At 34.0% G+C, this 9918-nt stretch carries 9 protein-coding genes; 1 reads left to right on the top strand and 8 read right to left on the bottom strand.

Features of this window, described 5'->3' with window-relative positions; translation table 11 throughout:
* Nucleotides 1-85: 85 nt before the first annotated feature.
* Entirely contained in the window at nucleotides 86-847 is a 762-nt protein-coding gene (locus MF4640_RS12850; RefSeq protein WP_078389838.1) for a tyrosine-type recombinase/integrase, read from the bottom strand.
* 439 nt (nucleotides 848-1286) lie between these two features.
* On the opposite strand from MF4640_RS12850, the gene MF4640_RS12845 reads away from it, so the two are divergent.
* A complete protein-coding gene (locus MF4640_RS12845) occupies nucleotides 1287-2018 on the top strand; it encodes a Fic family protein (protein WP_078389837.1) in 732 nt (243 codons plus the stop codon).
* Between the two features lie 139 nt (nucleotides 2019-2157).
* Here the strand turns inward: MF4640_RS12845 and MF4640_RS12840 are convergent, their stop codons facing one another.
* From MF4640_RS12840 to MF4640_RS12810, 7 genes are all read right to left on the bottom strand, one after another.
* Nucleotides 2158-2787: a flagellar motor protein MotB gene (locus MF4640_RS12840; RefSeq protein WP_078389836.1), complete on the bottom strand. Its 630-nt coding sequence runs from the start codon at nucleotides 2785-2787 to the stop codon at nucleotides 2158-2160.
* A 5-nt stretch (nucleotides 2788-2792) separates the two neighbouring features.
* Nucleotides 2793-4082, bottom strand: coding sequence for a hypothetical protein (locus tag MF4640_RS12835; protein WP_078389835.1), 1290 nt, complete (start codon nucleotides 4080-4082; stop codon nucleotides 2793-2795).
* On the bottom strand, nucleotides 4079-5263 hold the full coding sequence (locus tag MF4640_RS12830) for a hypothetical protein (protein ID WP_078389834.1): 1185 nt from the start codon (nucleotides 5261-5263) through the stop codon (nucleotides 4079-4081). The genes MF4640_RS12835 and MF4640_RS12830 overlap by 4 nt, the downstream gene beginning before the upstream one ends.
* Nucleotides 5263-6390, bottom strand: a complete 1128-nt coding sequence (locus MF4640_RS12825; RefSeq protein WP_202970033.1) for an ATP-binding protein — start codon at nucleotides 6388-6390, stop codon at nucleotides 5263-5265. Before MF4640_RS12825 ends, MF4640_RS12830 begins: the two co-directional genes overlap by 1 nt.
* Before the next feature lie 29 nt (nucleotides 6391-6419).
* The gene (locus tag MF4640_RS12820; protein WP_078389833.1) at nucleotides 6420-7319 is read right to left on the bottom strand and encodes a helix-turn-helix transcriptional regulator; all 900 of its coding nucleotides are present in this window, start codon (nucleotides 7317-7319) and stop codon (nucleotides 6420-6422) included.
* 108 nt (nucleotides 7320-7427) lie between these two features.
* Nucleotides 7428-7619, bottom strand: coding sequence for a hypothetical protein (locus MF4640_RS12815; RefSeq protein WP_101495485.1), 192 nt, complete (start codon nucleotides 7617-7619; stop codon nucleotides 7428-7430).
* A gap of 895 nt (nucleotides 7620-8514) precedes the next feature.
* Nucleotides 8515-9918: an McrC family protein gene (locus MF4640_RS12810; protein ID WP_078389832.1), complete on the bottom strand. Its 1404-nt coding sequence runs from the start codon at nucleotides 9916-9918 to the stop codon at nucleotides 8515-8517.

The raw sequence follows: 9918 nt of genomic DNA, 5'->3' as shown, positions 1-9918 counted from the left end.
TTCTTGACTCAAGCATTAATGCAGTACGATCTTCAAAGTTAAGATGATGGTATGACAATTTTATATACTCCATAAACCCTTTAAATTAATTAGGTGGTTTATGTCGCACTTCAAGTTTTACTCTGCCGCCTATTCTCGTTTCTTCTGCTGGATACCGTCGAATAGTTCTGAGTAAATCTGGAACATCTTCAGTACCCACATGTGGCATACTTTTCGACACACCATTTTCTAGATATTTATGTATACCTTCTAATGGATTATATTCAATACGTCCCGTGACTTTTGCTAGATTATAAATATCACGACACATGGTTAAAATTCTTTTAACCTGTTCATTAATTCCCTGTTCAACTTGAATAGCTCGCAAATGGTTAAACCATTCAACAGCTAGAATCGAATCAAAAGGTCTATGACCAAATTTTGGGAAAATATGTTTTTCTAATGCACCTTTATTTCTAAAAAAAGTAGCTTCAACCCAGTTCCCTTGACGGATCGTTAGCCATTCTTGAGCTAAGGCTTTGAACAAATCTTTACGCTCACTAAGTTCTTTCTCTTGCTTCTGCTTTTTAGTAAAAACTGGATTTTTACCATCAACTATATCATTAAGTAATTCCCGAGCTTTTTTTCTTGCCTTAGCACCTGAGATTAGCGGATATGCTCCCAAACTAATCCAAGACCATTTTCCATCTTCTCTTTTATAACGAAAAACCCAAGATTTTTTCCCACTTGGCGCAACCCTAAAATAAAGACTTTCACTGTCTTTAATTCGGTACTCACTTGCCTCAGGTTCTAGGTTTTCCAATGCTGTATCAGCGATTGGAAAACGCTTTATTTGCGTCCGCTTCATGATTTGTACACATCCAGTTCAATTTTTCCGTTGTGTACACCCTATGTGTACAGCCTCACTTCAAAATGTTCTTAAATGATATGTAATGATCTTAAAACAAAAAAGGCTTGAACCCTTACGGTTCAAGCCTTTAGCTGAAGATCTTCGGATTTACTTTTGAATTTTGGTGGAGGTGGCGTCAATTGAACTCAAATCCCAACCCATTCATTCCAAAGCTATTTTATTGAATAAAAAAATTCATTGACCCAATTTTGACCCAACTTAGATTTAGTACATTGAATCACTTTAATATCTTGTTCAAATCCAATTTCAGGATTTGAACTTAACAAAATATTAGCACATCGCAACCCAACAATAAAAGCTATGTTATATCATTTCATTTTTTTGCTTTTGTTTTTCCTGTATCATCATCCGATAACTTGTATTCATGGATAAGGTAATGTTTGAGATTATTGATGATTTAAAAAATAAACTAGATCAACATCGCCCTCTTGCACCTGCCATTGTTAAAAACTTACAAGAAGACCTTATTGTTCGCTGGACTTATCATTCAAATGCGATTGAAGGTAATACGCTTACCCTCCTAGAAACTAAAGTTGTTTTAGAAGGTATCACGGTTGGTGGAAAAGCATTAAGAGAACATTTTGAAGCGATTAATCATCGTAATGCAATTTACTACGTAGAAGATATTATTAAAAAAGAAGAGTCATTTTCTGAATGGCAAATTCGCAATATTCATCAACTTATTTTAAAAAATATCGATGATGAAAATGCAGGTCGTTATCGTCAACAAAATGTATTAATTTCAGGTGCGACATCTACCCCACCAGATTACACTTTACTCAATGATAAGATGGCTCAATTCGTAGATTGGTATAATACAGAAGCATATCTAATGCACCCAATTGAACGAGTGGCAAAAGTGCATGCAGACTTCGTAGGCATACATCCTTTTATTGATGGTAATGGTCGCACCTCTCGCCTTCTCATGAATTTAGAGTTAATGAAAGCTGGTTATCCACCATGCGTGATTACTGTAGAGAATCGATTAGCTTACTATGAAGCATTGGATCAATGGATGTCTTATGGAAAGACTGAAGCTTTTATTCAGTTGGTTTCTGATGCAGTATTGGAAGGGTTTAAGCCATACCAGATCGTGTTAGGGATTTGACTCTTTACTATACGAATTTTTCTTATACTTTTACTTAGAGCTCTTTAGTTTATCAAAAATTTAATTCAAAATATTACTAAAACAAAATGGGCTTCTATCGAAGCCCATTTTGTTTTAGTAAAAAATATATCTACTATTTTTATATATCCTGAATAATAAATCTAATCTCAACACGTCGATTATTCGCTGCATTCGGATTATCTTTATTTAATAATCTATCAGGACCATAACCAACGACTGAAATTCTTTGAACCAATTCAGAAGACTGAAGCTGGGTAAACAATGCTTTTCTAGCTTCTCTTGCTCTGCCAGCTGATAAAGTATAATTATCATCAAATGGTGAACACACTTGAGAAATATTTGATTTAACCCCATTTACAGGGGCTGCATCTGTATGTCCTTCAATTTGTACATTCAACAATCGATTATCAACCATATTTTTTTGAATTAATGGTGCTAGCCTTTCTTTAAAAGCCTTTTGTAAGCCACTATCCAAACATGCACTACCCTGAGCAAAGGAAGAGTCATCTAAGCGGATAATTCCTTTTTCAGGTAAAAATGTAATCCCTTTTGAGGTTCCACTTTCTTTTAAAGTTTTTTCAATCGCGTTAATAACTTTGATAGCACCTTGTTGCTTTTTCTCCTCAGCTTCAGCCTGTGAAGTTGCTGTAATTAAAATTGCTATTACAAAAAATAGAACGAGTACACCAACAATACCTGCCATGAAATCCCCAATAGAGATCCACTCGTTATTTGCATGATCTGCCATTGGAATTACTTCCTTGTTAAAAAGTTACCAAATGAGGAGCCAGACTCTGTGGCAGTTAAATTATTCGCGAGCACTTCAAGATGGTGACTACTTGCTTTAGTATTTAATGCAACTTTTGCAAGATTACTAGCAATAATGCCATCAGAACCAGCTAGCTTTTCAATGTTACCAGTAACATCTTCTAGACTAAAAGCGTATTCAGCCCCTTTAGCTGCAATAGATTGAACTTTATCGCCCATTTCTTCTAGTGTTAATTTTTGCTCAGTGATTGCTACTGCCATTTCTCTAGAGTGTGTAGTCAAACTGGCAGTGACCATCGTGACATTCTGAAGCTCCTTACTCATGCTAGCACTCAACGTATCTACCGACGATTTAATTGCAAAGCTCGAAGTGGAAATATCATCTCCTACTTTTGCAAGTGTTTGAGACACATTATCTCTAAACTCTGTAAAAGTAGTACTTACTTCCTGTTTCATTGATTCAACAGTGTCATGTAAACCTTGACTTGCATTCTGTACACTTTCTTGCATTTCTTGGATAGCTACTTTCATACTTCCCCTAAAGGCATCTACTGTCTTCTCAAACTCTTTTACAGATGTGCCTAACGTTTTAACGTTATCACCAAAAGTTTGTTGAACTTCAGCAATAATTGCTAAATGTTCTGTTTGTGTTTCCATTACTTTAGCAATAGAGCCTGCTTGTGCAGTATTTGTAAATAAGGCTCTTTGAAGCAAATTTTCAATTTGTTCCCATCGCTTATTAACAGCTTTTTCTTCTTGCTCTGCATCTTTCTCAAGTTGCTTTAAAATCGCCTGAGAGCGTATTTCATCAATTCCAAATACAGGAATTACGAGACGTAAAGCAATATGAACTAGAATTCCCCAAGCACTGCTCTTAAATTTCAAGCCAATTTCAGCAAGCATTGGACTTAAATTACCAATAGTTTGGCGCATATCAGTTGCACTTGTAGAACCTGAATTCATATCTGCCAATATTTGACCAGCGCCTGAGATTGCTAAACCAATACCTAAGAATGTACCCAACAACCCAAGTACTAAAGCAAATCCTGGGGCATTCTCAACAATATGATCCCATTTTGGATCTCTTAAAGCGGTTGATAATTCAGTAAAACTAGCTTTAATATTATTAAAATGTGATGAATGGATTCGTTGTTGAATATTATTTTTAGCTTTTTTGGCTGCCACTAAAGAGAATGTAAGCCACCCCAATAATAAAGAAAAGAAAAACCAATCGAGTGTTGTATGAGGTAATAAAAAAGCAAATATGTTGTTCATACAGATACTTCCACAAATTCTTGAGCGTGTTGTTTTTGGCGTTTAATTGCCGCTGGCATATGTAAATCAACATATTGATTTAAGAATGACTTATCTTCTTCAGATAAAGGCAATTCAGCTGTTGTCTCATTCTCATCTAAAGTACGCTCCATATTTACTAGAATCGCACCAGCTTTATCAGCACGTTTACGTTCTTGCTCTCTAATTAGAGTACCTGTATTCTCTGCTTCAGCTTGTTGTAATAAGCCTTCTGCTACCCCTGTCATCAGACGAATATTCGTTAAATATTTTTTTGAGTTATCATATTCATTTCGAGTTTTTGTTATATGTCCTTTTAACTCTTCATATTTAGCTTTTTCTTCATCTGTCATTGGTAGATTATATTTTACTCTACCTTCCAACTCCTTAAAGTAGATTTCAGCACGGCTAATTTCCGTACGTTGTTGATTAACATTTTGTTTACAGCTCTCTTCCTCATTTGTCCATAAGGAAAATAAGCGTTGAGATCCAATCAATAATAAGCTCTTACCAAAACGCTGTTTAACCAACCCATCAAACTCTTGAAGCTCAGCTTCACTCATTGGCTTATCTAAGGCTAGCTTATCAATTAACTCAATAAAACGACGATCTGACATAGTAAGCTCAGATGTACTTTCCATATTTTCAAGACGATTTAAAAAATCACGGATAAAAGCCATTGAAATATCTATACGTAAATATTCTTCAAAGCTTTCAACTGGTGCATTGCTTGAAAATTTACGTTGCAAAGCTGGTAAAAATTCAGTGATCATTTTACCTAACCGTTCAATATCCCCATCCACTTCATTTGAATGATTCGGCTCTTCATAAATTGGCTGTGGCATTTCTTGCTGATGAGCTTTAGCTTGTCTATTAAACTCAAATAGACCACCAATACCAGCACCTATTAAGCCACCAAAAAGCATTCCCCATGGACCTTTTTTTGCACCTATCTGTGCCCCTTTTTTTGCTCCATCCACCATGGCACCCAATAAAGCTTTCCAGTCATGAACTTTAGAAGCCATTTGTTTTACTGCTGAAGCAGCGCTTTTAAACAGCCGACTACCTGCAGAAGCTACCGCACTAATGCCTCGGCTAACACTAGAAGCCACGGCCCTTACACCTGAAGAAATAGCACTACCCACACTGCTCCAAAAACCCATTAATTTACCCCTTCAATATTAATATTTTTGCCTTCAATCAATTCACTATGAACTACAATTTCCTGTGAATTAGTCATCTCTTCATTAGAAGTCTTTTTAATACCAAACATTTCTCTGGTATCACTTAAACGCTCTTGAACATCACTGCCAACTTCACGCATACCACGCTTAACTAAATTAATTGACTTAAGTAAATGCTCCTCTGTGAGCTGACTTTTTTCAGGCTCAATTGGATCAACAGCCATAGGTAAAGCTAAACGCATTGCCTGTAAAATATAGCCACCAGCAAAACTTTCAGATTGTTCAGCCAAACTCTTTAATAATTGTTCACGGCTTTCACATTGCAAAGGAATATTAGGAACTAGATGCATATCCCATAAACGAATTCGTGCCTCTAAGTCAGGCAACTGATAGTGAATATGATGAGAAATACGGCGTCTAAATGCTGAATCATAATTTTCAGGGAAATTACTGGCAAAAACCAATACACCTGTGAAATTGTCCATTTCAATTAACATCGTTGAACGTGTCATGTTAATTTCTGCATCAACCCCTTGGGTTACTGATGATAATCGCTTCCCTAAAACGGTATCTGCTTCATCAAAAAATAATAAGGCATGATTTTCTTGAGCCTCTTTAAATACAGCACATAAATTTTTAGCGGTTTCCCCCATAAATTTACTTTCAAGCTCAGCTAAATCAACCTTTAAAAAAGGCAGACCCAACTCACCAGCTAAAGCCTCTGCGCCACGCGATTTACCTGTTCCTGGCGGGCCATAAAAGTTTAAAACACAACCTTTACCCGCTGGATCGATTTCATTAAATCCCCAAGAATGATAAATAAGTTCATGAAATTTAACTTTAATTAAAGCCTCACGAATTTCATTTTCAGTAGCTGCAGGTAAAACAACATCTTTTAACTGAAATCGTGCAGGTTTAGCTTTACCCAATTCATTCAGTTCCACTTCATTTGAGTCTAGTTTTACCTGGGTTATTTCCGTAAGTTGGTCTAACCGCTGTTGGTTTTTTTCATCTAATGGCCGAATCTCATTCTTTATTGCTTGTGCAATATCATTGATTAAGATTTTTCCAGTTGAAAACATATTTTCTTTAATATTTTCAGTCATTAACAACCCCATTGTTTAAAAATTATATATTAAATACTCAAGTACTCTTTTAATCCCTCTTCTATTTCCTGTTGAAGTTCTACGGGATTCACTATTTTTAAATGTGGAATCCAAAATCGTATTAACGGCAACAACTGCATGTCATGATTAATTTTAGAAGAAACCAGCAATCCACCATCATTTAATTCTTTTACTATTTGCTGCTCGGGCAATATCGATCGCTGCTTAAAATAAAATGCAACCTGACTATCAATAGATAAAATAATTTCCTGTTTATCCTGTCCAAACCAGATGCTGTCATCATTTTCCACAAGTTTTACAATATTTGGGTCAGGGACAAATTGAGAATTTTCATGTGGAGAGTGCATGAGCTGAATATGCGAAATGCGATAAGTACGCAGTTGATCTTTTCTAACCGCTGCCAAATACCAGCTGCCATGATGATGAATCAAGCGATAAGGTTGAACCAGTCGAGGCTCCCCTTTATATACAAAACTAATTTGCCTATGTTCTTGAATCGCTTTTCCAACAACCTTAAATAACTCTTTAAACTGACTTACATCTTCAAAAGAGTAACCTTTAGCACTATAAATCTGTTGTGCTCGAGTATCTAAAAGTTCACGTAGAAAAGACATATCCAATGATGGATACAAATGGCTAATTCCTGAAAGCTGAGCAAAATTACGGATATCTTTTGGAGCAATTTTTCCCAAATAATTTGAATCTAGATAAAATTTTTTATTTTCATCATCCTGTAACAACGGTAAATAAGCGTTAAGACGATCAAAATCTCTCGAAATTGTACGTGTACTTACCCCAAATTCAGATGCTAGCTCTTTTATACTTAACTGATACCCCATATTTAACTTTGTTAAAATATTGGCTAATCGGTCGGCTAAACGCTCATGAATAGAATCATCACGTTGCATAAATTTTCTCTAATTATTTAAAACGTCTGACATTTTTCTGGTTAATTGATATGCTTGAAATATAACACATTAATAATACAAAAAGTCACACCAAATCACATAAAAATATTATTCAAATTTAATTACCATATTATTTAATTTTTCTAAATAACGTTCTAGGTGTAACATTGCTGAATAGAACTTTTTTAATTCAGCCCACTTTATCTTCCCTAATATTAATTCTCTAAAAATACGCTTTAATGCTTTCATCTTTTGCTTAATAGTAAATGGAGCAGGATTTATCTTGATACTAATTTCCATTTAATATTTACCTTTTAAATTTGAGCCATTGGTCAAAATGACTAATCAGTTGAATAAGGTAAAGATAAGGAATCAAAATGACAGGTGATGTCACAAGACTATAAAATTTCTATTTCTTCAGATATCTCTCACAAAAACAATAGAACCTAAAAGTAGAATTTTCTCTTAAAGTATAGGCAGGAGATGCCACGTAAAAAACTAAAATGAAGACTCTGTATTGATCTTCTATTGATTTCTAGCCATCTTTTACAAATTAATTTCTGATCCAAGATTTGGAGGAAGAATTGAAAAACATTGCAAACAACCAAAAAATAACTTATAAATATCAAATTATTATAATGATTTAAATTTAATTCATGTCTGATTTAATTGAAATAATTTTTAGGTTACTTTTTAAACTAATTTTATCAATTAATTTTATTTGGGGAATTCTTTTATTTATATTTTTGATTTCAATAGTACTAATAGTGATAAAAATATTATCTAAATAATTAATAAGCATTGAGGCAAATCCCAACATTGGATAGAAGTCATATTCATTATTGAGTCCAGGATCAAAAGTACCTAAAATCAAATAGCGATGAACAATATTTGATTAAACTTCATCTAACTAAAAGTATCTACGAAATTAGCAGTTAGTCAAAATTATCACAAAAGAGACATTTAATTCGTTAATTCAAGTTGAGATGGTGACTATTTAACTCACTAAAAATCGCCAATAAAATCTGTCTATTAAAAAATAATAAGTTATAGATTTTTACCCATCATCTTGCCAGATGGTATATCCTCCCATAAGGTGGCGCGAGTTCCTTCTGTTCCATCTTTTCAATGAAGGGCTTAACTTGATCGCTAGCTTGTACGGTATCTTGATCGCTCATGCTATTTATTATTTTTGTCAAATAGTTACGTCTTGTTTACCTATCAAATCTGTCATTCGTTTTATAAATATATTTTCATTTTCAATTAGATCATCCATTGTCTGTGTTTCATAAACATAAATTCCGTCCACTATAAATAGCACATCATTATTGTTGTTACCGTATAAAGTGTCAGAGTAAGACTTATCAATGTCTAATTGTTTTGATAACGGATAGATCAAACCACTTGCAATTAAATTATTTTGGTAATAACCCGAATAAGAATGTATTTGGTGTAAATCTGACCTATCAATGTCATTATTTTGCATTCCCATTTTCTTAAATTTTGCGTCAAGAACAATAACTTCTCCGGTTGTCCTGTGTTTCATTATTAAATCTGGAAATATTGACCTGCGATAAAATTGATTTTTGTAAATTGGAATTTCAACTTGTCCACTTACAGACCATTCAGGAAAGTTTCTACTCAAAAGTTTTTCAAGATAGATTTCGTATAATTCTGCAATGTCAAACAAATAACCCGTTGTCTCTAAATTTTTCTTTTCATTATCGGGTATTAGGTCTTTGTTCAATAAAATTATTTCTGCATACTCCAAAACTTTTTTGAACCCCCGATACATTGGATTGTTTATAGCCTGATGTATTTTGGCTCTTTGTATTGTTTCGTAACTCGCAAAACGACCAGAATATTGTTGTTTTAACAATTGACTTAAACCAAGCAAACGACTGTGAATTTCTTTTCCGAAAACACTTTCTAATTTTCTCAATGTCAAATATAAAACATCAATTATTTCTTGAATATACATTCGCTCTCTGAAAGTTGTCGTTAGTTTTCCTTGAAATGGAATATCTCTTTTTAAATAATCATTGAAATTTATACTTCCTCTTACTTTTTGACTTCGCTCTTGCTGTGTTTGGTAGTGCTGTGGCAAACCTAAAACGGCTGCCTTTTCTAATGCCTGAATAAATAAATGAGCAATAATAAATAAAAACTGATTTTCTGTTTCATCTTTCTTGGCTTGTATTTGCTCGTTATCAACGTATATGTCATTTACGAAGTTGAGCATACGTTGTAGAAAAGCATCTCCATATTTTGTTGTAATGTTAAATTTACAACCTTTGTGAAAAAGTACTCCAGCATACAGACCAGTTTGAATAAAGTACGCTTTTTCTGCTTTTTCTTTCGAGTATAATTTTAGAATTAGACGCTCTTCATCTTGCTCAAAAATAGATTTTTTTTTGAAATTAAGTACTTTGACTTTTTTTAGTTGTTCCGCACCAAGCTTTAATTCATAAACAGACGAAAAAAGATTTTGCAACTTTTTTACACTTGACTGTTTTACCCCAAATTTTTCACGTAAAGCCGATTCCCAAATCGGGTCTTCTTCGTAGAAATTGTGATTAACTGGAATGCTAATTTTCAT

The sequence above is a fragment of the Acinetobacter sp. MF4640 genome, from assembly GCF_002018895.1.
Classification (GTDB): Bacteria; Pseudomonadota; Gammaproteobacteria; order Pseudomonadales; family Moraxellaceae; genus Acinetobacter; species Acinetobacter johnsonii.
This window is presented reverse-complemented; position numbering and strand designations above follow the sequence as displayed.

Bases quoted from the DNA above. Each gene is read 5' to 3' on its own strand.
- MF4640_RS12850 (WP_078389838.1), bottom strand. From the start codon at position 847: ATGAAGCGGACGCAAATAAAGCGTTTTCCAATCGCTGATACAGCATTG.
- MF4640_RS12845 (WP_078389837.1), top strand. From the start codon at position 1,287: ATGTTTGAGATTATTGATGATTTAAAAAATAAACTAGATCAACATCGC.
- MF4640_RS12840 (WP_078389836.1), bottom strand. From the start codon at position 2,787: ATGGCAGATCATGCAAATAACGAGTGGATCTCTATTGGGGATTTCATG.
- MF4640_RS12835 (WP_078389835.1), bottom strand. From the start codon at position 4,082: ATGAACAACATATTTGCTTTTTTATTACCTCATACAACACTCGATTGG.
- MF4640_RS12830 (WP_078389834.1), bottom strand. From the start codon at position 5,263: ATGGGTTTTTGGAGCAGTGTGGGTAGTGCTATTTCTTCAGGTGTAAGG.
- MF4640_RS12825 (WP_202970033.1), bottom strand. From the start codon at position 6,390: ATGACTGAAAATATTAAAGAAAATATGTTTTCAACTGGAAAAATCTTA.
- MF4640_RS12820 (WP_078389833.1), bottom strand. From the start codon at position 7,319: ATGCAACGTGATGATTCTATTCATGAGCGTTTAGCCGACCGATTAGCC.
- MF4640_RS12815 (WP_101495485.1), bottom strand. From the start codon at position 7,619: ATGGAAATTAGTATCAAGATAAATCCTGCTCCATTTACTATTAAGCAA.
- MF4640_RS12810 (WP_078389832.1), bottom strand. From the start codon at position 9,918: ATGAAAATTAGCATTCCAGTTAATCACAATTTCTACGAAGAAGACCCG.